This is a genomic window from Priestia sp. 3CA3 (assembly GCF_056836725.1).
This window is the reverse complement of the sequence record NZ_JBXENJ010000006.1, coordinates 188,848-212,578: the sequence shown is the minus strand read 5'-3', so window position 1 is coordinate 212,578 and position 23,731 is coordinate 188,848. Positions and strand designations below refer to the sequence as shown.

The window sequence follows — 23,731 nt, the reverse complement described above, 5'->3', positions numbered from 1 at the left end:
CTAGTAAAAGCTTTAGCTAATCTTTTAACTGGTTTTTCCTTCTCTTTCGTCCCCATCAGACGTATTTTTTTGGAAAAATGCTTTTACTTTATCTCGTTTTTTCTTCGAAATAAGAATATATAATGTATCACCTGCAAAAATTTGTGTATTTCCTCTAGGTGTAAGTAATTTATCATCTCGAATAACAGCAGTCACTAAAATGTCTTCAGGGAGGTGAAGTTCTTCAAGCGATTTACCTGATATATCTGCATGTTCCACGAGCTTCAACTCAATCATTTCATTTTTGGTTTTGCCCATCGAAACAAGCTCGAGACTGTGAGGAACCGTCTCTTTTTCACCTTGAGAAAGGTTTAGAAATTTGGCTAAAGGAGCGATTGTTGCTCCTTGAAGAAGAGCGGAAGTTAAGACCACAAAGAAAACGACGTTAAAAATGAGCGTGCTGTTCTCCAAACCTGCCATCATAGGATAAGTAGCCAATACAATTGGAACAGCTCCTTTTAAACCGGCCCAAGAAATAAACAGTTTTTCTTTGGATGAGTATTTAGCAAACATCATCGAAAGAAATACGCCGAGTGGACGAGCGACAAACATAAGTAAAAGAGATAACAGTATACCCTGCCAAATGATATCTAGCAGTTGATTAGGAAAGACAAGAAGGCCGAGTAAAATAAACATTAAAATTTGCATCATCCATGCAAAACCTTCGTTAAAGCGGACAATTGTGTGACGATAAGTTAGATCTGCATTTCCTACTACCACTGCCATTACGTATACAGCAAGTAGACCGCTTGCCTCTACAAATGTGGAAATTCCATAGGTTAAGGCGGCCAATGACAATGTAAGCACAGGGTAAAGCCCAGAAGAATCTAAATTAATTCGATTAATAATCCAAACGGATGCTTTTCCAAGTACTAAACCAAGTACCAGCCCGATTCCCATTTGCCAAAAGAAATTAAAGATTAATGAGAGGATAGGAGAGTCTGGATGTTGAATTAATTCAATAATAGAAACGGTTAAGAAAATGGCCATCGGATCGTTGGAACCAGATTCTGCTTCTAGCGTGGAGTTTAGTTTTTGGCGGATGTTCTGTGTCCCTAGTACAGAGAACACGGCTGCGGCATCTGTAGAGCCAACGATTGCCCCAAATAAAAAGCCTTCAAGCCAAGTAACACCTAAAATATATTTGGCAAGTACACCCGTTAAAACTGTCGTAATGAGGACTCCGAAAGTAGCTAATGAAACGGAAGGGCGAACAACGCGTTTAACATCTTTCCATTTGGTCTGCACGCCTCCATCAAAAAGAATAATGATAAGCGCTAATATTCCGAATCCTTGTGTTAAAAGAGCATTGTCAAAGTAGATGTAGTGGCTAACAACCATTCCTACAATAATAAAGAGTACAAGCGAAGGGACCCCAAGGCGAGTAGAGAACTTTGCAGTAAGTACCCCTATGACAAGGAGAATGGATAATAAGAGAATTGAATGGTCTACCGTAAAATCCAAAAAATACACCTCTTTTGTTCAAAATTTTTATGTAAGCAATAAGTGAGGTTCCTCTATAATAATTGTAGCATAATGGATTTAAAACCTTGAGAAATCTGCTTATCAAAAAAAGAGATGCATAAACATCTCTTTTTTGGTCATGTATGAATAACAGGGATAGATTCTTATTTAACATCTTGCTCGTGATAAAGATGAGGAGCTTTAAATGTTGCTTTCTTTTTAACGGAAGAACCTTGTTGGTCTGGACGGGAACGATCGTAAATAGCTGTTCCAACAATCTCAGCCACATCTTGAAGTTTTTCTTTGCTTATTTTATCAAGGGTATCTTCAGGCGTATGATACCAAGGTTCAGACGGACTGTGAATAAATAGAGCAGCCGGTATTCCTGCCTCTGCAAAAGGAACGTGATCACTGCGGCCGCCAGCTTGGAATGGCGTAGGTGATCCATTTAATCTTGTACTTGAAGCTTGAGCTAATTCTGTGACAAGATTTGGTGTTCCATCAGCTGTATTCATCACCAAATCTCCCGCATCTCGACTTCCTACCATGTCTAAATTAAACATTCCAACAATACGATTTTTCTCATTTTCAGATAGCTCACTAACATAATGCTCGGATCCTAGTAAGCCTACTTCTTCAGCCCCGAATGTAACAAATCGCAGTTCTGTATCGGTAGGAAGAGTTTTAAATACGCGAGCTAATTCAAGCACCATTGCTGTTCCAGAAGCATCGTCATTTGCCCCAGGTGCTCCGGCCACAGAATCATGATGAGCACCTACTACAATAATATCATTTGTTCCTTTTTTCTTAAAAGTAGAAGGTTTAGCAGCGGTTACATTATAAGATGTTCGCTCACTTACGACAGCTCCTTCAATTTTTACTGTACCTGAAGGCTTTTCGCCTTTTTGAATAGAAGTAAGAATCTTTTCACCTTCTTCTTTGGTAACAGCAAGAGACGGAATGTAGTTATCATTAGCGCCGCCAAGCGTTCCGTTTAGCTCACCGTCTGTATTATTAAAAATAATGACGGCTGCAGCCCCTTTTTCAGCAGCATTTAATACTTTTTCACCAAAAGTAATAGTGCCTCGCTGAACTAATACAATTTTACCTGTCACATCTTTGTTTGCTAAATTATCTTTTGTACCCAGCCCTCCATCGACAATTTCAGCTGTGACATTTCCATTGGTGCTATAAGTAAAAGTTGTTGGAGAGTAGCCGGTACCGTTTACACTTAGTGAAAAACTAGCTGCTGGTGTGTAACCGGTAAAGGTAAAAGGTTCCACTTCGCTCTCATAGCCTAGTTTAGACAAACGCTTTTGAACAAATGTAGCAGCTTCGCGTTCAGCTTCAGTTCCTGCCACACGAGATTTTTTTGAGAGATACGCAATGTCTTGATAAATTTTCTCAGCATTGATTTTTTTTAATACTTTTTGTTCAGAACTTTGATGGTGAGAAGCATTTGCAGAAGTAGAAGCTTGTACACTTGTAAAAGATAAAGTCAAACTTGTGGCTACAGCCAAAGAAATCACGGTTTTTTTCATTAAAATCCCCCTAAATTTATCGATGTAGTTGGTACTATTCGAATTTACAATATTAAGAAAATACAAAAAAGAGTATTATTACCTAAATGTTCCAGGATATTCCGTATCTAAATTCCTATTTTAATAGAGAAAATAATTCAAATAAAATGAAAATGCGGAAACAAATAAAGAGGATAAAAGAAACTGCGTCAAAAGTAATAAGAAAAGGTATTAGATAAGAATAAAAAAATAAGGTAAACTAGTTTAAAAGTAAGAAGAATATTCAGAACTTAATTGATGAAACATAGAGAGTATTCACATAAAAAACAAAGGCTGGTGGGAAATATTGATAAAAAATAGGGAGGGTGTACGAAAAGCAGCGGCGGTAACGGGTCTTCTGCTTTTAGGGGTGTACACCGTCTTTCAAACAATGGCATTTTTTAAAGGAGCATATGCTCTTAGCAGTTTGATAAAAGATAGTTTACTAGTGGGCATAACGGCTGGCACGTTTTATTTACTTCATAAGCGTTCGGTTTATACCCAGGTGTCTGATGAACAGTATCAGCTTGCTACATTAATAAACTCAATGCCAGATTTTATTTGTTTTAAAGATGGAGCTGGCAAATGGGTGGCGGTGAACGATTTTGGAAGAGAACTTTATCATTTAAAGGGTATTGATTACAGGGGTAAAACCGATGCAGAGCTTGGGGAGCTTGTGCCTTTCTTTCAAGCGGCTTTCTTACACTGTATTTCATCGGATGAAGAAGCTTGGAGAAAAAAGGAAAAGGTACGCATGGAAGAAGCATTTGAAATACCAAACGGCGAGGTCAAAACATTTGACGTCATTAAAGTACCTGTGTTTTTTGATGATGGCTCAAGAAAAGCTCTTATTACGATTGGACGAGATATCACTCAGCAAAAGCTTGCAGAAGCGCTTCTGATAAAAAAGGAAAAGCTTTCTGTAGTAGGCGAATTAGCTGCTGGAATTGCCCATGAAATTAGAAATCCGCTTACGAGTATTAAAGGGTTTGTTCAGCTCATGAAAGAAACAGACCGATCCGCGGTAGGGTATGCTAATATCATGCTTGATGAGCTGGAACGAATTAATGGTATTGTTAGTGAAATGCTCCTGTTGTCAAAACCTGAAAGTGAACATTTTCGCGTGTTTTCTCTTACAGAAGCGGTTAAGTATGTAATGAGTCTAACTTCCCATGAAGCTTTATTGAAAAATATTGACTTCTTATACGATGAACAAACAAATAACGCTAGTGTATATGGAAATAAAAATCACCTTATCCAAGTATTACTTAATGTTTTTAAAAACGCAATTGAAGCCATGGATAAGCCTGGAAATATTTATATCACAATCAAAACAGCGCAGGATGACCATATTTTTATAGAAGTTAGAGATGAAGGAGTAGGAATTTCTAAAGACCGTCTAGAACATATAGGAGAACCGTTTTTTACTTTAAAAGAAAAAGGAATGGGGCTTGGATTAACAATCAGCTCTAAAATTATTCATGATCATCACGGTACCCTGCAGATTGAGAGTGAACAGAAAAAAGGGACGATTGTTAAAATCCGACTGCCTCTGTATGTCGAAGATACGGCGGTTTTTGCAAGCAAATGAAATGTTGTAAACGAAAAGTAATGAAAACGTCATCCATTTCTTATTGCTAAACGCAGCTGTACATGATGTAATAAAAGAAACGAACATGTCAGGAAGGTAGCAAAATGAGACGTGCAGATCAAAAAATTATATTACCGTATACACCGGAAAATTTAAGAATGCTATTGCTTCAAGTATGTGACGGAGAAAATCCGTTTTCCCATCAAGACCTTGCGTATTGGTGTGATAAATATACTCTCCATTATTATGAGTATGAAGCGGATGAAACGCAGTGGATGAATGATATGCAGCAGACAGATAATAGGCAAGATCTAGCTAAATCCTATGCCATTGCTAAAGATATTGGCTGGCAGTGGTACTTTTATATGGCTAGAGGAACGACGCTATCTGATATTCAATATGTCGAGCTTCACGAACTAGAATTACCCAGACATTTGTTTGTAAAATGGCTAAATGAATTATATGAAATGTAATCCTATATATGAATTGTAGTACATCCGGTCTGATGAAAGAAAGGCCATCTCTGGTAACGGAGCAAAAGACCACTGAAGTACATACAAGCGTAAAATAGAAAGCTAAGGAAAATCCTTAGCTTTTTTGTTTTGTCAAAATTATTCAAAAAAACTGTCTTTAGGAAAAACATAAAACCTAGTTGACTTATTGGTATTGTTGTATTATAAGTAATAGAGACATAAATTATGGAAAAATTACAGGGGGAACATCTATGAATAACTTATTAGTCATTCTAAACATCCTTATTATGCTGGCACTGCTTGCGGGGCTGTTTATGATGCAGAAAAAACATGTATCATTTTCAAAGCGTGTGTTCACGGCGCTTGGCCTAGGGATTATTTTTGGCTTTGCTCTTCAGTGGGTGTATGGTCCGACTCATGAAGTAACGATAGCGACCGCCGATTGGTTTAGCATTGTAGGAAGCGGATATGTGAAGTTTCTTCAAATGATTGTCATGCCGCTTGTATTTGTATCGATTGTAGCGGCATTCACTCGTTTGAAATTGACGAGCAATATTGGAAAGATTAGTAGTTTAATTATTGGGATTTTGCTTGTCACAACAGCGATAGCAGCTGCAATTGGTATTTTTACAACAACGAGCTTTAATTTAGAATCTGTCCAAATCACAAAAGGGGAAGCGGAACTTCAGCGCGGAGAGGACTTGGAAAACAATTTATCTAGTTTAGAAGCAAAAACAATTCCGCAGCAAGTAGTAGAATTATTACCTGCTAACCCGTTTCTTGATTTAACAGGTGCACGATCAACTTCCACGATTGGCGTTGTCATCTTTGCCGCATTTGTTGGAATTGCGTATTTAGGCGTGAAGCGTAAAAAAGCTGAGGAAGCGGCGTTATTTTCAAAAATTATTGATACGCTTTATGCAATTGTCATGCGTGTAGTGACGCTAATTCTTCGTTTAACTCCTTATGGGGTACTTGCAATTATGACCAAAACAGTAGCAACGAGTGATATTGATGCAATTGTTAAACTTGGAAAATTTGTTGTAGCATCATATGTCGCATTGGCAGCTATGTTTATCGTTCACTTAGTTATTCTAACAATCATCGGTGTAAATCCGATCACATATGTTAAGAAAGTATTTCCTGTATTGGCGTTTGCTTTTACTTCTCGTACGAGTGCTGGAGCATTGCCTTTGAATGTTAACACACAAACAAGACAGTTAGGGGTTCCAGAAGGAATTGCGAATTTTGCAGGTTCATTTGGTCTTACAATCGGTCAAAACGGATGCGCTGGAATATATCCAGCTATGTTAGCCGTTATGATTGCACCAACGGTAGGTATTGATCCTTTAACGCCTTCATTTATTTTCACGTTGATTGCCATTGTAGCAATTAGTTCGTTTGGCGTAGCAGGGGTTGGCGGAGGAGCGACATTTGCGGCTTTACTTGTATTATCTTCTATGAATTTGCCCGTAGCGCTAGCAGGCTTATTAATTTCAGTAGAACCACTGATTGATATGGGACGTACGGCACTTAATGTAAGTGGAAGCATGACAGCCGGAGTCGTAACTAGTAAACTAACAAAAGAGTTAGATACAAACGTATACAACGATCAAACCATCTCACCTGAAACAGCAGAAGTGTAAAAGAGATACGGTATCCATAGTTAACATTGTTAACTATGGATTTTTTTTCTTTATCCGCATAAAATAGGAAAAAATACTTATGATAACGCTTTCAAAAAAGGTTATAGTGAAAAATGTGTACGTACTTTATTTTACGGGAGGGTTTTAATTGAAACGTAGTTGGACTAAATATGCAATGGTACTGACGGCTTTACTCTTACTAGTAAGCTCTTTTTTTAGCCCGTTTATGCAATCGTTTGCATCTGCAGCGGATACCACAAAACTCACGATTCACTATCAGCCTGCTTCAAACGATACAAAAGAATGGGGATTATGGGTTTTTCCTGAAGGAGGAGAAGGGAAGCCTTACGCATTTACAGGGGAAGATCAATTTGGAAAAGTAGCGGAAGTTGAACTACCCGGTACTTATGACAAAGTAGGTTTTATTGTACGAACAGAGTCGTGGGAAAAAGATGGAGGAGACCGCTTCGTTTCAGTGGAGAACGGTGAAGGAGAAGTATGGGTAAAAAGTGGAGATGAACATACATATACGTCTCCTCCTGACGGTGAATATCGAGATTTACCGGAATTTGATAAAGTAAACGTTACCTTAAACTATCATCGGTACGATGGAGATTATAGCGGGTGGAACATTTGGACATGGCCAGGTGATGAAAAAGAAGGCAAGCAAATCGAATTTACGGAAGACACGAATTTTGGGAAGAAAGCAACTTACACAATTAACAGTGGAAGTGGTAATTTATTTGACAAAATTGGTTTTATTGTACGCCATTCTACTAGTGACAGCGATTGGGAAAATAAAGACGGAGGAAACCGCTTTATTACCAAGGTTGGTAAAGATGGGAATGTAGAAGTATGGATTGTTCAAGGGCAAAATCGAATTTATTACGATAGAGCTGGAGTAGATCTCACTCGGAAAATCATGAAGGCGACGATGGATACATTTAATCAAATCACCTTAGAAACAAACGTGCCGTTTGACTCTTCTAAGAGTTTAGGAGACATTGAAATTGACGGAGCTCAAATTGAGAAAGTGACACCTTATAAAGAGGGAGGAGACGCTGTTACTACTAAAATTAAAATCATAACAAAACGGCCTTTGGACGTTACACAAACGTATAGAGTTAAGCAAAAAGGATACGGATCAGCTGATGTAGTCAATGGAAATGTCGTGCGTACGAAAGAATTTGACGAAAAGTATGCATATAGCGGAAACGATTTAGGAAACACATATTCTAAGAAACAAACAAATTTTCGCGTATGGGCTCCAACTGCAAGCGAAGCCAAGCTAGTGACTTATTCGTCATGGAACTCGAAAGCTTTAAAAGAAATTTCTATGACTAAAAGTGAAAAAGGAACGTGGAAAGCGGAGTTAAAAGGAAATCAAGATGAACTAATTTATACGTACAAAGTAAAAATTGGGAACGTCTGGAATGAAGCGGTTGATCCATATGTACGAGCAACAACGGTCAATGGAGATCGCGGAGTCGTCGTAGATTTGGCTAAAACAAATCCGAAAAAGTGGAGTACAAATAAGCCGAAATTTAAAAATCCAGAAGATGCCATTATCTATGAACTGCACGTACGAGATTTATCGTCTCAAAAAGAGAGCGGTATCAAAAACAAAGGAAAATATTTAGGCGTAGCGGAGTGGAATACGAAAGGACCAAATGGAGTAAAAACAGGACTCAGTCATATTAAAGATTTAGGTGTAACGCACGTCCAGTTCCTGCCTATTTACGATTATCGTACGGTGGATGAAACGAAATTAAACGAGCCGCAGTTTAACTGGGGATATGATCCGAAAAATTATAACGTCCCAGAAGGCTCCTATTCAACAAACCCATATAATCCTAAGACTAGAATTATTGAGCTCAAACAAATGATTCAAACGCTTCATGACAAGCAGCTTCGCATGGTAATGGACGTTGTTTATAATCACGTGTATGCAGTGAGTGAGCATAGCTTTGATAAACTAGTTCCAGGCTACTACTTCCGTTATAAAGAAGATGGAACTCTATCCAACGGAACAGGTGTTGGAAACGACACGGCGTCTGAACGGAAAATGGTTCGGAAGTTTATCGTAGATTCTGTTGCGTATTGGGCAAAAGAGTACCACATTGACGGGTTTCGGTTTGATTTAATGGGGATTCACGATACAAAGACAATGAATGAAGTGAGAAAGAAGTTAGATGAACTTGATCCTTCCATTATCGTCTTAGGAGAGGGCTGGGATCTAGGAACCGAGCTTGACGCTAAGCTCAAAGCTAACCAGAAAAACGCTCAGGATATGAAGCGCATCGCTCACTTTAATGACGGTATGCGGGATGGTCTTAAAGGCAGCGTATTTTTTGATCATGACAACGGATTTGTGAATGGAAAGCAAGGACAAGAAAAGCTCATACAGCAAAGTATAGCAGCTGGAATTGATTATGATCGTTCAACTGCCACGTATGAAGATCCAGATCAAGTTGTTACGTATGTAGAAGCGCACGATAACCATACGTTATGGGATAAGCTTCAGCTGACGAACCCTGCTGACACCGAGCAAACGAAAAAGCAAATGCACAAGCTTGCTTCTTCTATTATTTTAACATCTCAAGGAATGAACTTTATACATGCAGGTCAAGAGTTTATGAGAACAAAAGGCGGAGACCATAACAGCTATCAGTCACCCGATTCTGTCAATCAGCTAGATTGGAAGCGCCGAGCAGCTTTCAGACAAGAAGTAAATTACATGAAGGGACTTATTGCGCTTCGAAAGCAATATTCGTCATTTAGAATGACGAGTGCACAGGCTATTCATCAAAATTTACGCTTTGTTGATGCACCAGCAAACGTAGTAGGTTATACGTTAAATGCTAAAGCTAATAAAGATAAAGCAAAAGAAATAATGGTGATTCATAATGCAAATAAACAAGCTCAAACGGTTCATTTGCCTTCTAACAGAACGTGGAGATTACTTGTTGACGGCGAGCGGGCCGGAACAAAAACGCTCCGTACGGTGAAAGGAAATACAATAAACGTTTCGCCTCTTTCGACATTTGTACTAGTAAGATAAGTTTTAGATAGCTAGAATGCATGTAGAAAAATTCAGAATATTGTATGCGAAATTGTTGATTTTACTAGATAACATGGTAAAATATTCATTGTTAGCGTTTTCAAAATTCGTGGGGAGGTATGTATTTGATGCAAAATCTTGGAGCGAAAAAAGTTGAAATGAGTCCGAAAGTAGTGGAGTTTTTAAAAGGAGTTAAACAGCTATACATTAATGGCGAATGGGTAGACTCTGTTTCAGGAAAAACGTTTGAAACAGTAAATCCAGCAACGGGTGAAAAGTTGGCAGATGTAGCTGAAGCAAATCCAGAGGATATTGATCGCGCCGTCAGAGCGGCTAGAGAAGCCTTTGATCATGGACCTTGGACAAAGATGTCAGCAGCTGAAAGAAGTCGACTTATTTATAAATTAGCTGATTTAATGGAAACACATCAATTGGAACTTGCGCAGCTTGAAACGCTTGATAACGGAAAACCAATTCGTGAAACATCAAATGCAGACATTCCATTAGCCATCGAACATTTCCGCTACTTTGCAGGGTGGTCAACTAAAATGGTTGGACAAACTATTCCTGTGCAAGGAGCGTATTTTAACTATACGAGATATGAACCAGTAGGAGTTGTTGGCCAAATTATTCCGTGGAACTTCCCGCTTTTAATGGCCGCTTGGAAGCTCGGAGCCGCTTTGGCAACTGGATGTACAATTGTGCTCAAGCCAGCCGAGCAAACGCCTCTTTCTGCACTTTACTTAGCTCGACTAGCCGATGAAGCAGGATTCCCAAAAGGCGTGCTAAACATTGTGCCAGGCTACGGGAAAACAGCAGGTGAACCGCTCGTTCATCATGATCTTGTCGATAAAATTGCTTTTACAGGATCTACTGCTGTCGGAAAAGCAATTATGAAACAAGCTAGCGACTCTTTAAAGCGTGTGACGTTAGAGCTTGGAGGAAAATCACCAAACATTATCCTCCCGGATGCAGACTTAACAAAAGCTGTTCCTGGTGCGCTTTCAGGTATTATGTTTAACCAGGGACAAGTATGTTGTGCTGGAAGTCGTCTGTATGTCCAAAAAAGCTTATATGATAATGTCGTAGCTGATTTAGTTTCTCAAACGAAATCTATTAAACAAGGAAATGGATTAGCTGATGAGACAACAATGGGTCCGCTTGTATCTGCGCAGCAGCAAAAACGAGTGAAAACCTATATTGATAAAGGAATTGAAGAAGGAGCGGAAGTACTCGCAGGAGGAAACATACCGTTTGATCAAGGCTATTTCGTAGAACCGACTATCTTTGCAGATGTCGATCATTCGATGACGATTGCTCGTGAAGAAATCTTTGGTCCGGTTGTAGCTGCTATGCCGTTTGACGATCTTGATGATTTGATTGCCAAAGCAAATGATACAGCATATGGTCTAGCAGCAGGCGTTTGGACACAGGATTTAAAGAAAGCACACTATATTGCTCATGGTATTAAAGCGGGTACAGTTTGGGTGAACTGTTACAACGTATTTGATGCAGCAAGCCCGTTTGGAGGTTATAAGCAGTCGGGAATTGGTCGTGAAATGGGAAGCTATGCGCTTGATAATTACACTGAAGTGAAAAGCGTATGGATCAATATGGAATAATAAGTAAGATTTTTTGTGAAAATCAATAGCATATCTTTGTGTGAAAAAGAGTAGTCTTTAGTGGACTACTCTTTTATTTGTTTAAGTCCCGCATTTTTAGAAAAGGAGTGATAACATTGCCGGTTATACAGGGCCCCTCGTCGTATAAGCTTACCGGTCACCTGCAAAAGTTTAGAGAGAACCCATTGGGTTTTTTGGAAAACTTGACTCAGTATGGAGAAATTGCAACATTTAGAGTTGCGCACAAACGCTTTTATGTAACGAGAGACCCTCAACTTATTAAAGATGTAGTCATTACAAACAGCAAGGCGTTTCAAAAAATTAAACTAACGCATATGTTTAAAACGCTGCTGGGTGAAGAAATGTTATGGACAGATGAAGCATTATACATGAGCCCCATTCAACCCTCACAACTTAAACAACATCTAACTTATAATAAGGAAGCAATCGCAAAAATAATTGAAAAGCATACGGAAACGTGGGAAGAAGGGCAGCTTCGAACGATAGTAAAAGACATAAGACAGATAGTCGTAGCTGTACTCCTTCAACTTGTATTTGGCATTTCGATTGAGGATAAAGACAAAATTCACTATGTTCAAGCGCTTATGAGAAAAAAAGAAAAGTTAGGCAAAATTTATATTCGTCTACCCTTGCACCAGCCTGACTCAGATGAGCAGCTAGAACAACTCCTTTTTGAACGCGTTCAAATGCGTGTTCAAAACAAAACCGAAGGAAATGACTTACTGCAGTGTGTATTAAATTCTCACGGGGAAGACATCGATGAAAGAGAAATATACGAACAGCTAAATTCTATATTCCTTTCGATGTATGAAATGATTACGCACGTATGCAGCTGGTCTATTCATTTACTGTCTCAAAATATTAGGGAGCACCTTCAGCTGCATAAAGAAATTCAAGCCTATGCTAGCGGTGAATCACTTTCAACCAAAAATTTGACCTATATGCGCAAAATAATTGCTGAAAGCATGAGGCTGTATCCGCCTCTTTGGCTATTTGGGCGTCAAGCACGTGAAGATATACAAATAGATGGTTACAGCATTAAAAAAGGGGAGATTATGTTAATTAGCCCTTATATGATGCATCGCCATGAAGATTACTTTTTAGAGCCAAGTGAATTTTTACCTGACCGTTTTGAAAAAGGAGGGTCCATTGATGTCCCAAGCTATATGTATATGCCGCTTGGGATTGAGCATCAAGCGGAAAGAGGCATGGACTATATCACTGAAATAGTAACTATTTTTCTGTCAGAAATGACAAAGCGCTTTTTATTTCAACTGACTAAGCCCGAGCCTATTGCTCCGATGGCGGGCGTTATGCTGAATATGAAAGAAGAACTGGATGTGAATGTTCACAAAGTTCACACGCAGTCTTGAATGAACGGGAATCCTTTCCCTCTTTATATCAGGCTGTCAATTTATTGACACATCCTGCATTGAGATTTATCATAGGATAATATTTGATAGAGATTACTGAAGGATTTTTAGAGGGGACTATGGATAAAACAATTAAACAGTTAGTGTCGCTAGTTGAAACATCATTACTAACGCAAGTTAAGATTCAAAGTGAAAGTGACTATGATCCAGTTGAAGTTACGAACAAAACAAAAGAGTGGGTACTTATTGGTAAAGGAAACTATGCCGGTGTGTTTACGCACGAGAATTATCCTGAATTTGTCGTAAAAGTATACGGAAGAGACGTTTATGGTGTAAAAAAAGAAGCGCAAGTGTATAGAAAGCTGGGCGTTCACCCAGCTTATTCTCAACTTTTTCATGAGGGAAAGACGTACTTGGTTTTAAAAAGACTTACAGGTGTTACTTTGTATGATGCTGTACAGCGGGGAATAAAGATTCCAGAACAAGTCATAAAAGATGTGAACAAAGCTTTGGACTATGCAAGAAGCCAGGGGTTAAACCCGTATGATGTGCATGGCAAAAATGTCATGATGAAAGATGGAAGAGGATATGTGGTGGATATTTCTGACTTTTATAAGGAGGGTATTGATAAAAAATGGACAGACCTTGTAAAAGCTTATTACACCTTTTATCCGTTTATTGATAAATACCATATCCGCTTGCCGTACCCGCTTTTAAACGTTATCAGAAGAGCATATCGTCTATATCGTAGAATCAAATCAAAAAGGAGTTTCCGCTAAAGGGAACTCCTTTTTAAGATGAAATACAGCGCAGTACGTGCTGCTGTTCAAAAGTTGGTTTTAATTTGAATAGAATGGTTTGTAGTATTTCAGATTGATAGACAAATTTCAGCGTATGTTTAAGGGAAAGAGGATGTAAGAAAGAACGTATTCTTTTTTCAGCATAACGTATCACCTGTTCTTCATAAAATAAAGTACGTGCGGAGATTTTAGCGTGAATATCTTTTGTTAGTTCGATTGTAAACTGGATAATCATTAAATCAGTGTCTTTACAGTATTTTTCTAGTAGCATAATATCACCTCCATTTTGTCAACTCATTTACATAATCTTAATATAAAATTTACAAATGTCAATAAAACACGGAAAAATAAATGGTAAGACTGCTCTTTTTATATGTTGAATAAACAACAACGTTACAGAGGTGAGTAAAGTTGAATATTAACGTCGGGTTTGCAATTTTAGCTGATATTGATAATAAGATGACGGCTGCTATTTATGTGGAAAATCAAATTGTAGCGATTATAGCTGGACCTTCAGATATTCTGTATGAAAAGTTGAAAAAAGTGTTTTTATAATAGAGAAAAGATGTAATTGTAAATATGATTCATAAAAAGCTTAAAAATTCTATGAAATAGTCGAAATAAAAGATGAGGATAAAATACACAAAAAGAAAGAACAGGAAGTTAAGGATAGGAGAATTACATATGGATAAAACATCTTTTATTGGACTGATTTTAGGAATAGCCTCTCTTATTGTAGGCATGTTTTTCAAAGGGGTTAATCCATCTGTGTTAGGAAATCCGGCTGCTATTTTAATTATTATTGTCGGAACCGTTGGAGCAGTAGTGATTGCATTTCCTTCAAATGAAATCAAAAGAGTCCCAAAACTGTTTGGTGTCCTGTTTAAAGAACAAAAAATGCTGCAGCCCGTTGATTTAGTATCCATGTTTTCAGAATGGGGACAAGTTGTTCGAAAAGAAGGGTTACTATCACTTGAAGCCCAAATTGTTGATGTAGATGACCCTTTCTTAAAAAATGGTTTGAATTTAGCTATTGATGGTCAAAGTGCGGATTATATACGAGACGTGTTGTCTGAAGAAATTGATGCTATGGAAGAAAGACATCAAACGGGTGCAAGTATTTTCGCTTTAGCAGGTACATATGCTCCAACTCTGGGTGTACTTGGAGCTGTTATAGGGTTAATTGCTGCGCTTGGGAACATGGAAGATACAGATACGCTAGGACATGCGATCAGCGCGGCTTTTGTTGCTACGCTTCTTGGTATTTTTACTGGGTATGTACTATGGCATCCGTTTGCAAATAAACTAAAGCGTAAATCGAAACATGAAGTAAAGGTAAAGTATATGATGATCGAAGGAGTGCTTTCACTTCTAGAAGGAGAAACACCAAAAGTGATTGAGCAAAAGCTGGCTTCTTATTTGCCAACAGCGGAACGTAAAAAGCTTCTTCAAGAAAGTGAAGTGGGCATAAATGAGTAGACGCAGAAAACGAAAGCACGAGGAGGACCATGTTGACGAAAGCTGGCTGCTTCCTTACTCAGATTTGCTTACACTTTTACTTGCTTTATTCATTGTATTGTTTGCAATGAGCTCAGTGGATGCGCAAAAATTTAAGAACCTTTCTCGCGCATTTAATGAAGCATTCGTTGGAGGAACGGGCGTGATGGAATTTCAATCTCTGCAGGAATCTGAAGAAGCGGTTCAGCCTTCAAATACTCCTGCAGCTAAAAGTACGGAAAAAACAAATGAAGTGGAGACAGCCCCCAATCAGTCTCCTGCTTCTTCACAATCGTTAACGAGCGAACAAAAGGAGCAAACCATACGAGAAGCTGACCAAGAAGAGCTTCAGCAAATTCAATCTAAAATTAATGCGTATATTCAAAAGAAAAACTTAACAAATCAATTGCAGACTTCGCTAACAGATGAAGGTCTCTTAATTTCCATTCGAGACAATGTATTGTTTGATTCGGGAAGAGCACAAGTTCGGAGTGAAGATACAAAAATCGCAAATGATATTTCAGAGCTTTTGGTGATTGATCCTCCTCGTAACATTATTATTAGCGGTCACACCGATAACGTACCTATTCGGAACGCTGGTTTTGAATCCAACTGGGAGTTAAGCGTGATGAGAGCAGTTAACTTTATGAAAGTTATCTTAAAAAACGATAAGCTTAATCCAAGCATGTTCAGTGCAAAAGGGTTTGGAGAGTTCAAACCCGTGACATCTAACAATACAGCAGAGGGGCAAGCGAAAAATAGAAGGGTTGAAATATTGATTACTCCTCGTACAATTAAACAGCCGTAAAAGCAGGACTGCTTTTACGGCTGTTTTTCTATGTGTTATAAAGCTAAGAGTCTTCTCTTCTCAAAGTTTCCTCGTACTAATTTGAGATCCATTCCATCTAAAATCAAATCAATGAGAGCGCCTTTAAAGACATCGGCTGTTTTTTTCTTATCATTGGACTGCAAATATTGCACGCGATACCACTTGTCTTCAACTTGAAAGTACATAAAACGACCGTGTGTAAAGTCAATCCAGAACTTTGTAGGTTGTCCATTGAGATTTTTATAAACATATCCCCAGCTTCGTCCTTGGTGAGAGTCCTTCATTTTAGGGCGAGCTGTATTAAATACTTCGTAATATACTTTGTGCTTAATATCATAGAGCATCATGTGACGGTCCTCCTATCTATAGACGTGCTAGCGGGTAAAAATATATTTGTATACAACAAGTATATTAAGCTGAAAGGAATCGTAGACTATTTTTTTGAGACAACCAGGAGCAAAGGTAAATGAAAAAGACAGTTTAAATTAGCTCAATCATTCCGCTTTTTTTATACTGTAAGTAAATGAGTTAAATAAGGAGGAAAAAATGAAACGAGTAGGCATAGTAGGTGCAGGAATGACCGGCCTTACAGCGGCGGCTGAATTACAAAAAGAGGGAATAGAGGTCTTTCTTCTTGATAAGAGTAAAAGTGTAGGGGGACGAATGGCTACACGAAGAGTAGGGGATGGAAAAGCAGATCACGGAGCTCAATTTTTTACCGTGAGATCCGATGAATTTCAACAAGACGTAAATAAATGGATAGGTGATAGAAAGGTTAAGAAGTGGTTTGGTGACCATCACCCTCGGTATCAAAGTCCGAATGGCATGAATGCGCTAGCTAAATATTTAGCTGAAGATATACGCGTATATGTAAATCGAAAAGTTCAAGCCATTGATTTTCAAAACGGAAGGTATCAGTTATATACAGAAGAAAATGAGATTTTTGAAGCTACTGATATCATTCTTACACCTCCGTCTCCTCAGGTTATTGAGATGCTTAATAACAGCAGGTTACAGGTGGACCAATCTATTCTTAAAACACTGAAATTCAGTCCTTGCTTGGTTGCTATCGTGGAGCTTTACACAGAGACGCTGTTTGGTGATCATGGTCAACTCACGAATCCATCTGGCACAATCCAAAGAATCATTAATCATGAGCAAAAAGGAATATCAAAGACGCCCGTTCTTAGCATATATATGAATAAAGACTGGTCAGAAAAACATTTTGATGAACATGAACGTGAGTTGCTGCCGATGATAAAAAATGAAATAAAAGAATGGATAGGTGCAAATCATATTAAAAGCATCCAGATAAAGAAATGGCGCTATGCAGAGGTTGAACAAGTTCTTCATCAGCCCTTTGCTAAAATTATGCCGTCGCTACTGGTGGCAGGAGATGCTTTTTTAAGAAGGGAAGACGAGACGAATCACTCACGGTTAGAGAGCGCATATTTGTCAGGCAAATCGGCAGCCGCTGAATTAATGGAAAAGAACATCTAGAAAAAGGAGGGACCAAGAAGTGAAAAATAATTGGATAATGAAACAAACGTGGAAAGATTTACTGTTTATTCATTGGCCTGTAGATCCGGCATTTTTGGCTTCTTTATTGCCGAGTCAGTTAGAGCCTGACACCTATAATGGTCAAGCGTGGATTGCGCTTGTGCCTTTTACGATGACAGACATTCGATTCAAAGGAACGCCCGCCGTGCCCATCTTTTCACGGCTATATGAGCTAAATGTGCGTACCTATGTTACATATAAAGGGGAAAAAGGCGTTTATTTTTTTAGTTTAGACGCAAGCAATCCACTAGGAGTATGGATTGCTCGTCAGTTTTTTCACTTGCCTTATTACCACGCTGCTATGACATTCAACAAAACTCAGAACCATATTTCTTTTCAGTCAGTTCGAACGCACAGAGACTCAAAAAAAGAGCGAGTAAAGCTTACATATAGAGGTACTTCTCCGTCCTATCGCAGTAGAAAAGGAGAATTAGCTCATTGGCTTACAGAGCGCTATTGCTTATTTACCACTCACCAAGGAAATGTCTACAGAGGAGACCTTTATCATGATCCTTGGGAGCTGCAAAAAGGAGAGTGTGAAATAAGAGATGATTCTATCACTCAGCCTTTTTTGCGTCCGGCGGACTATCATAATTTAACTGTACACTACGCAAAGAAAGTAACTGCTTATTTTTACCCGTTTAAGAAAGTATAGGCATCAAAATAAAATTAAAAAATCTTCATAGCCTTCTTCTTTAAGCTTCTCTTTTGGAATAAAGCGAAGAGCCGCAGAATTTACTTGATAGTATTCGCTGTTTTCTTCTGTTAAAAGTAAACCAAGATAGTTATCTCCTTCTTTGCTTTTTAGCGCTGTTGAATGCTGAGCCGGCACTTTTTTTATGTTTCCGTATAAGATAGGACGCTTAAAAATGGGCCAGCCTGTATGAGAAGGAAGCTGATCTGACGTTTTGAACAGTGCTTCTCCAGTTAGAAGGTCAACGTAAATTCCTTTTTTTTTGTTATTCCAATATAAATTTGTAAAAGGGGGTTCGGTTCCGTTTTCCTGCGTAACAAAATATTGCATAGGCGTTAGGAACTTTTTAAGGTAAGAGCGGTCCTTGGGCCAATGCTGCGTCAGAAAATCAGTTCGCCCCGAGCCTTCTTTGTATAATTTATAGTGAAATGCATTTTTTCGATAATAATCCTGCTGCTGTTCTTCTGCTTCGTAAAAAGAAGAAAAAGGTAAAATAGGTGTGACGATAGGGTTCTTAAAACGTCCGCTTTGGGCGAGCTTTCTTTTAGAATCGAGAGCCGCTTCTTTTTGCTTTTCGTTATGATAAAAAATAATGGCTCGATACGATGGTCCGCGGTCTGAAAACTGTCCGGCGGAATCCGTAGGGTCAATTTGCTGCCAATACAGGTTAAGCAGCTCTTCAAACGTAATTTGAGAAGGATCCCATACAATTTGCACGGCCTCTACGTACTCGCTTTCCTGTTTAGCTTCAGAAGCGATTTGTTCATCTCTAGCGTAGCCCGAGCGGATACTAATGATTCCTGTAAGCTGATCAAAAGGAGCGACCATGCACCAAAAGCATCCTCCTGCAAACGTTGCATATTCTTTCATGTTACTTTCCTCTTTTCGTTGAATAAAATAAATGAAAATATATTTATATATTAAAATGTATAAACAAACAGAAAGCGCTTTATAACGAGTCTTGTAAGAAAGCACACTCTTATGGTATTATGACCACTGGATAAAAGAAAGATGGCTTATTGTTTACGCGAGTATCCTTATTTTATGTTCTTAAAAAGATGCAGTTTATTGTTTAAGTACTCATAGAAATACATACGTTGGAGCAGTAAGAGGAACAATTAAAAAATAAGGACGTTTTGCTCTTAAACGATACCACATTCCAGAATCTACATACCAGTTTAGGAGGAGCTAGTTTGAACACAACCCGTTTACCATCTATGTGGGAAATAATGATTGTGCTTGCTTTATTTTTAGCTGTTGTTATTTCGTTTGCAACTGTTTTTGATTTACCTATTCAGCTCGCTTTATTTATTTCATGGTTTATTGTTATGGCGCTAGGAGTACGACTTGGGTATACGTATAATCAGCTGCAAGGGGCCATTACAAGAGGAATATCAAACGGCTTAGAAGCTATTTTAATTTTATTAGCCGTCGGTACGTTAATTGGAACATGGATTGCCGGAGGAGTTGTTCCTTCTCTTATTTATTTTGGATTAGAGTTTATTAATCCAACATTCTTTTTACTTGCTACACTTATCATTTGCTCTATTACCTCGATTTCAACAGGAACATCTTGGGGAACGGTTGGTACAGCCGGAATCGCGATGATGGGAATCGGACAAGGCTTAGGTATGCCGCTTCCTTTAGTAGCTGGAGCCGTGATTTCAGGAGCTTATTTTGGAGACAAGCTTTCTCCTCTTTCTGACAGTACCATTTTATCTGCGTCAATGGCCCGAGTGAACGTTATCGATCACGTAAAAGCAATGTTAGTATTGGATATTCCTGCTTATCTCATTACGGCAGTATTATTTACGGTAACAGGGTTTATGTATGGGGGAAAAGATTTTGATGCTGGACGGGTAGAAGAATTAAAATCTTCGCTGTTGGATACATTTCACATCAGCGGGTGGATGCTGATTCCGGCTTTGGCTGTCATTGTCCTTTTAGCATTAAAGAAACCTTCTCTTCCAGCAATTGCGGTTGGTTCATTATTAGGAATTATATGGGCAGTTGTCTTTCAACATATGGATGTGGCGAGCGCATTTAATACGGCTTATGAAGGATTTAAAATTAATACCGACAACACATTTTTAAGTGAGCTATTAAATCGTGGCGGAATTTTAAGCATGGTCGGTTCTATTATTGTCATTATTTTTGGACTAGGATTTGGCGGGTTATTAGATGAGCTCGGCGTCTTAGAAGTCCTGCTATCTAAATTTGAAAAAATTCTTGTCAATTCAGGAAACGTTACGGCTTCTACTATTTTCGTTGGATTATTAGGAAATATATTTGGTTGTGCGATGTATGTTTCATTAATTTTAACACCGAAAATTATGGAGAAAAGTTACGATAAGTTAAGGATACAGCGTCTAGTGCTTGCCCGTAACTCAGAAGTAGGGGGAACCTTAACTTCTGGAATGGTTCCGTGGACGGATAACGGTGTATTTCTAGCTACAACGCTTGGGATCTCTACATTCGCTTATCTGCCGTTTATGTGGCTCAGTTTTGTCTCTATTATTTTGGCGATTGTTTACGGATATACAGGGAAATTCATTTGGTACGTAAAAGAAGAAAAACAGCGTTCTGCTATAGCAAAATAAAAGAGGCTGGGACAAAAGAGTTTTAGTTGAAGAAAAATCCGAACGATGAATTGAGATTCTTAATGAAGAATCAACTTCGTTCGGATTTTTTCATTGGTATGATAAACGTAGGTTTCATGTATTTCGTTTCTTCTAGCTGTTGATCGAATTGATTTAGTCATGTCTCGAGTTCTTTTTGATCAAATCATTTCTGGGTATTCGATTTTCCAGTGAACATTTTGAAGGTAAAGCTGAACATCGGCCTTTTTTTTCTGCTGCAGAAGTTTTAGAATATGGCGGTGATGTTCATTCATTACGCGTAAAATGGCGTATAGCTCTTTGGTGTCATCGCTAAAGTACGTTTGTCTGATGAATCCGTCTTGTAAAGACATAAGCTGTTCTTTTAAGGTCACATTATCGCATCGGTTCAAATATACTCGATGAAAATACGTTTGATATTTTTGATAATCCTGATAATTTTCTGATTCAATCGAAACATCGATTTTTTTAATAAGCTCATCCATCTTCGTAAAATCTTCTTCAGTTAAGTGATCAATCGACAAGGCAGCTGCCAGACCATCTAAAGCACCGACGATTTCAAACACTTCTAGTTTTTTGTGTGTATCAATTTCCTTTACAGTAAACCCTCTGCGCGGTCTGTATTCTAATAGGTTGTCTGAAGCTAATTTAATAAGCGCTTCTCTTACAGGCGTTCGGCTGACATTCAGCTGAGAACAAATACTGGCTTCATTTATTTTGTCGTTAGGCAGCAGTGTACCTTCTTGAATTTGACTTGCTATGTAGTTATATACATGATCTTTTAATGAATGATAAATCATAGGCCCCTTGTTCATTGTTTCCCCCTAAAATAAATATCGCATCAGCTGTTCTTTCTCTTCATGTCATGGTGATGAAAGAGTATAAAAATAGCAAGAAAGAACGTACAGGTGTAAAAATAATCATATCATATCACTTCATTTAATCTTAGTTAGAATATAAAAAAATAGAATTATTGAAATATTTTTTACTATTCATTGTTGTAAAAAATCTGAAAAATGATATAATCGTAAAAAGATTTAAGAAGTGTATATTGTATACAATATACAAAATTCGTACATATCGAAGAAATAGAGCCTATTCCTGAAGAGAAGAGACTATAGAGAATATGTAAAAAAACCAAGTTTTTGGATGGGTTTACTATAAAAAAGGAGGTACATAATGGGTGAGAATACAACATCTATGAATCAGTTACAAAGAAAAATGAAAAGCCGTCATTTATTTATGATTTCCCTTGGCGGTGTTATCGGTACGGGGTTGTTTCTTAATTCTGGCTATACAATTAATGCAGCAGGTCCTGGGGGAACGCTCCTTGCTTATTTAATCGGTGGATTAATTATGTATTTAGTCATGATATGTCTAGGGGAACTAAGCGTAGCAATGCCTGTGTCAGGATCATTTCAAGTATACGCTACAAAGTTTATAGGGCCGGGAACTGGTTTTGCGGTGGGCTGGCTTTACTGGCTGACTTGGGTAGTATCTGTCGGTTCGGAGTTTACAGCGTCTGGGCTGCTTATGCAAAGATGGTTTCCTGACGTTTCGGTTTGGATATGGAGCGCGCTGTTTGCTCTTTTATTATTTGGTTTAAATGCAACATCTGTACGTTTTTTCGGCGAAACAGAATTTTGGTTTTCAAGTATTAAAGTATTAACGATTATTGTATTTATTATTTTAGGCGCAGCAGCGATGTTTGGATTCATTCCCCTTAGCGGTCATGAAAAAGCGCCGATGCTTTCTCATTTTACAGGAGAGGGCGGTTTATTTCCAAATGGACTTATGCCTGTATTAATTACGATGGTTTCCGTAAGTTTTGCTTTTTCAGGAACAGAATTAATTGGTATTACGGCGGGAGAAACAGAAGATCCAGAAAAGAACATACCTCGAGCCATTAAAAATATCATTTGGCGTACATTCTTCTTCTTTATCGGCGCCATGTTTGTACTATCTGGGTTGATCTCATGGAAACAAGCAGGAGTGTTAGAAAGTCCTTTTGTGACGGTGTTTGATCAAATAGGTATTCCTTATGCAGCAGATATTATGAACTTGGTTATTTTAACAGCTTTACTATCAAACGCTAATGCAGGCTTATATGCATGCTCGAGAATGCTCTGGTCATTATCCGATCAAAAAATGGTTAGCAGCTGGTTAGGGAAAGTAACGTCTAAAGGAGTTCCATTTAATTCGTTGCTTATCAGCATGGGAGTGGCTTGTCTGTCCTTGCTGTCAAGCGTGGTTGCACCAACTACTGTTTACTTAGTATTAGTTTCTATTTCTGGATTTGCGGTGGTAGCTGTATGGATGGCTATTGCAGCTTCTCATTTTATGTTCAGAAGACGCTATATTAAAGAAGGAAATGATGTATCAAAGCTTGTTTACAAAGCTCCTTTATATCCTCTCGTTCCTATCTTAGCATTCGTTTTATGCTTTGCTGCTTGTGTAGGACTTGCTTTTGATAAGAGTCAGCGTATCGCATTATACTGCGGTATCCCATTTGTCCTTCTGTGTTATCTGTTTTATTATTTAAAAAGTAAAAAAGAAAACGGAAAAGATGACAGTCAGCCTATAGCAAAATAAAAAGCAGAAGACCTAGGTCTTCTGCTTTTTTTTGCATACAAAAACACCCTATCCATCCGTACTGGTTAAGTGTCCCGCAACAAGCGAAATTGAATTGGATAGGGTGCGTATCTATATAGTAGAGAAAGAGGCGCCATTTGTCAAACTTATTTAGCGGCGCCTTATTTAAAAATAGAAAAAAGAAAAGTTTTCACTGTTTTTTCATTTTCACTATGTATAGTAAGGGATGTAAAGAAAAGATATTCGCAGCAGCACGTCGTACAAATCCATAGAACGTAAAAGAAAGGAGGAA

At 38.3% G+C, this 23,731-nt stretch carries 20 protein-coding genes; 14 read left to right on the top strand and 6 right to left on the bottom strand.

Annotation, left to right across the window (positions count from 1 at the left end; all coding sequences use genetic code 11):
- Nucleotides 1-24: 24 nt before the first annotated feature.
- Both AC1VNJ_RS17475 and AC1VNJ_RS17470 read right to left on the bottom strand, forming a co-directional pair.
- Nucleotides 25-1,503 carry a potassium/proton antiporter gene (locus tag AC1VNJ_RS17475; protein ID WP_033578784.1) on the bottom strand — a complete coding sequence of 493 codons (1,479 nt, stop codon included), beginning with the start codon at nucleotides 1,501-1,503 and terminating at the stop codon, nucleotides 25-27.
- A 164-nt stretch (nucleotides 1,504-1,667) separates the two neighbouring features.
- Nucleotides 1,668-3,044 (bottom strand): M28 family peptidase, encoded by a 1,377-nt coding sequence (locus AC1VNJ_RS17470; RefSeq protein ID WP_033578785.1) that lies wholly within the window; start codon nucleotides 3,042-3,044, stop codon nucleotides 1,668-1,670.
- Nucleotides 3,045-3,369: 325 nt separating this feature from the next.
- On the opposite strand from AC1VNJ_RS17470, the gene AC1VNJ_RS17465 reads away from it, so the two are divergent.
- The 7 genes from AC1VNJ_RS17465 (at nucleotide 3,370) to AC1VNJ_RS17435 (ending at nucleotide 13,628) form a co-directional block, all read left to right on the top strand.
- Nucleotides 3,370-4,653, top strand: coding sequence for an ATP-binding protein (locus tag AC1VNJ_RS17465; RefSeq protein WP_033578786.1), 1,284 nt, complete (start codon nucleotides 3,370-3,372; stop codon nucleotides 4,651-4,653).
- 104 nt (nucleotides 4,654-4,757) lie between these two features.
- A complete protein-coding gene (locus tag AC1VNJ_RS17460) occupies nucleotides 4,758-5,126 on the top strand; it encodes a hypothetical protein (protein WP_013056739.1) in 369 nt (122 codons plus the stop codon).
- Between the two features lie 251 nt (nucleotides 5,127-5,377).
- Nucleotides 5,378-6,772: an L-cystine transporter gene (locus tag AC1VNJ_RS17455; RefSeq protein WP_034269283.1), complete on the top strand. Its 1,395-nt coding sequence runs from the start codon at nucleotides 5,378-5,380 to the stop codon at nucleotides 6,770-6,772.
- A 175-nt stretch (nucleotides 6,773-6,947) separates the two neighbouring features.
- Complete coding sequence (gene pulA, locus AC1VNJ_RS17450) at nucleotides 6,948-9,833, top strand: type I pullulanase (RefSeq protein ID WP_482641165.1); 2,886 nt, start codon at nucleotides 6,948-6,950, stop codon at nucleotides 9,831-9,833.
- Between the two features lie 128 nt (nucleotides 9,834-9,961).
- Nucleotides 9,962-11,455: an aldehyde dehydrogenase family protein gene (locus tag AC1VNJ_RS17445; RefSeq protein ID WP_013082880.1), complete on the top strand. Its 1,494-nt coding sequence runs from the start codon at nucleotides 9,962-9,964 to the stop codon at nucleotides 11,453-11,455.
- A gap of 107 nt (nucleotides 11,456-11,562) precedes the next feature.
- Nucleotides 11,563-12,849, top strand: coding sequence for a cytochrome P450 (locus AC1VNJ_RS17440; protein ID WP_080963438.1), 1,287 nt, complete (start codon nucleotides 11,563-11,565; stop codon nucleotides 12,847-12,849).
- 119 nt (nucleotides 12,850-12,968) lie between these two features.
- Nucleotides 12,969-13,628: a serine/threonine protein kinase gene (locus AC1VNJ_RS17435; RefSeq protein ID WP_328174237.1), complete on the top strand. Its 660-nt coding sequence runs from the start codon at nucleotides 12,969-12,971 to the stop codon at nucleotides 13,626-13,628.
- 13 nt (nucleotides 13,629-13,641) lie between these two features.
- Here the strand turns inward: AC1VNJ_RS17435 and AC1VNJ_RS17430 are convergent, their stop codons facing one another.
- Nucleotides 13,642-13,920: a hypothetical protein gene (locus AC1VNJ_RS17430; RefSeq protein WP_014460422.1), complete on the bottom strand. Its 279-nt coding sequence runs from the start codon at nucleotides 13,918-13,920 to the stop codon at nucleotides 13,642-13,644.
- A 140-nt stretch (nucleotides 13,921-14,060) separates the two neighbouring features.
- Here AC1VNJ_RS17430 and AC1VNJ_RS17425 point away from each other — a divergent pair, with 140 nt between their 5' ends.
- From AC1VNJ_RS17425 to motB, 3 genes are all read left to right on the top strand, one after another.
- Complete coding sequence (locus AC1VNJ_RS17425) at nucleotides 14,061-14,204, top strand: hypothetical protein (protein WP_014460421.1); 144 nt, start codon at nucleotides 14,061-14,063, stop codon at nucleotides 14,202-14,204.
- Nucleotides 14,205-14,333: 129 nt separating this feature from the next.
- Nucleotides 14,334-15,128, top strand: a complete 795-nt coding sequence (motA, locus tag AC1VNJ_RS17420; protein ID WP_014460420.1) for a flagellar motor stator protein MotA — start codon at nucleotides 14,334-14,336, stop codon at nucleotides 15,126-15,128.
- Complete coding sequence (motB, locus tag AC1VNJ_RS17415; RefSeq protein ID WP_014460419.1) at nucleotides 15,121-15,954, top strand: flagellar motor protein MotB; 834 nt, start codon at nucleotides 15,121-15,123, stop codon at nucleotides 15,952-15,954. Before motA ends, motB begins: the two co-directional genes overlap by 8 nt.
- Before the next feature lie 35 nt (nucleotides 15,955-15,989).
- On the opposite strand, the gene AC1VNJ_RS17410 is transcribed toward motB, so the two are convergent.
- Nucleotides 15,990-16,322 carry a hypothetical protein gene (locus AC1VNJ_RS17410; protein ID WP_043982072.1) on the bottom strand — a complete coding sequence of 111 codons (333 nt, stop codon included), beginning with the start codon at nucleotides 16,320-16,322 and terminating at the stop codon, nucleotides 15,990-15,992.
- A gap of 199 nt (nucleotides 16,323-16,521) precedes the next feature.
- Here AC1VNJ_RS17410 and AC1VNJ_RS17405 point away from each other — a divergent pair, with 199 nt between their 5' ends.
- Both AC1VNJ_RS17405 and AC1VNJ_RS17400 read left to right on the top strand, forming a co-directional pair.
- Nucleotides 16,522-17,475 carry an NAD(P)/FAD-dependent oxidoreductase gene (locus AC1VNJ_RS17405; RefSeq protein WP_328174238.1) on the top strand — a complete coding sequence of 318 codons (954 nt, stop codon included), beginning with the start codon at nucleotides 16,522-16,524 and terminating at the stop codon, nucleotides 17,473-17,475.
- Nucleotides 17,476-17,494: 19 nt separating this feature from the next.
- Complete coding sequence (locus AC1VNJ_RS17400; RefSeq protein WP_155008173.1) at nucleotides 17,495-18,190, top strand: YqjF family protein; 696 nt, start codon at nucleotides 17,495-17,497, stop codon at nucleotides 18,188-18,190.
- Between the two features lie 3 nt (nucleotides 18,191-18,193).
- Here AC1VNJ_RS17400 and msrA read toward each other — a convergent pair whose 3' ends face one another.
- A complete protein-coding gene (msrA, locus tag AC1VNJ_RS17395) occupies nucleotides 18,194-19,099 on the bottom strand; it encodes a peptide-methionine (S)-S-oxide reductase MsrA (RefSeq protein ID WP_155008172.1) in 906 nt (301 codons plus the stop codon).
- Between the two features lie 323 nt (nucleotides 19,100-19,422).
- Here msrA and nhaC point away from each other — a divergent pair, with 323 nt between their 5' ends.
- The gene (gene nhaC / locus AC1VNJ_RS17390) at nucleotides 19,423-20,829 is read left to right on the top strand and encodes a Na+/H+ antiporter NhaC (protein ID WP_028413606.1); all 1,407 of its coding nucleotides are present in this window, start codon (nucleotides 19,423-19,425) and stop codon (nucleotides 20,827-20,829) included.
- A 179-nt stretch (nucleotides 20,830-21,008) separates the two neighbouring features.
- Here nhaC and AC1VNJ_RS17385 read toward each other — a convergent pair whose 3' ends face one another.
- Nucleotides 21,009-21,662, bottom strand: a complete 654-nt coding sequence (locus AC1VNJ_RS17385) for a GntR family transcriptional regulator (protein WP_033578793.1) — start codon at nucleotides 21,660-21,662, stop codon at nucleotides 21,009-21,011.
- 364 nt (nucleotides 21,663-22,026) lie between these two features.
- Between AC1VNJ_RS17385 and AC1VNJ_RS17380 the strand changes: the two genes are divergently transcribed.
- Nucleotides 22,027-23,439, top strand: a complete 1,413-nt coding sequence (locus AC1VNJ_RS17380) for an amino acid permease (protein WP_033578794.1) — start codon at nucleotides 22,027-22,029, stop codon at nucleotides 23,437-23,439.
- Nucleotides 23,440-23,731: the final 292 nt, after the last annotated feature.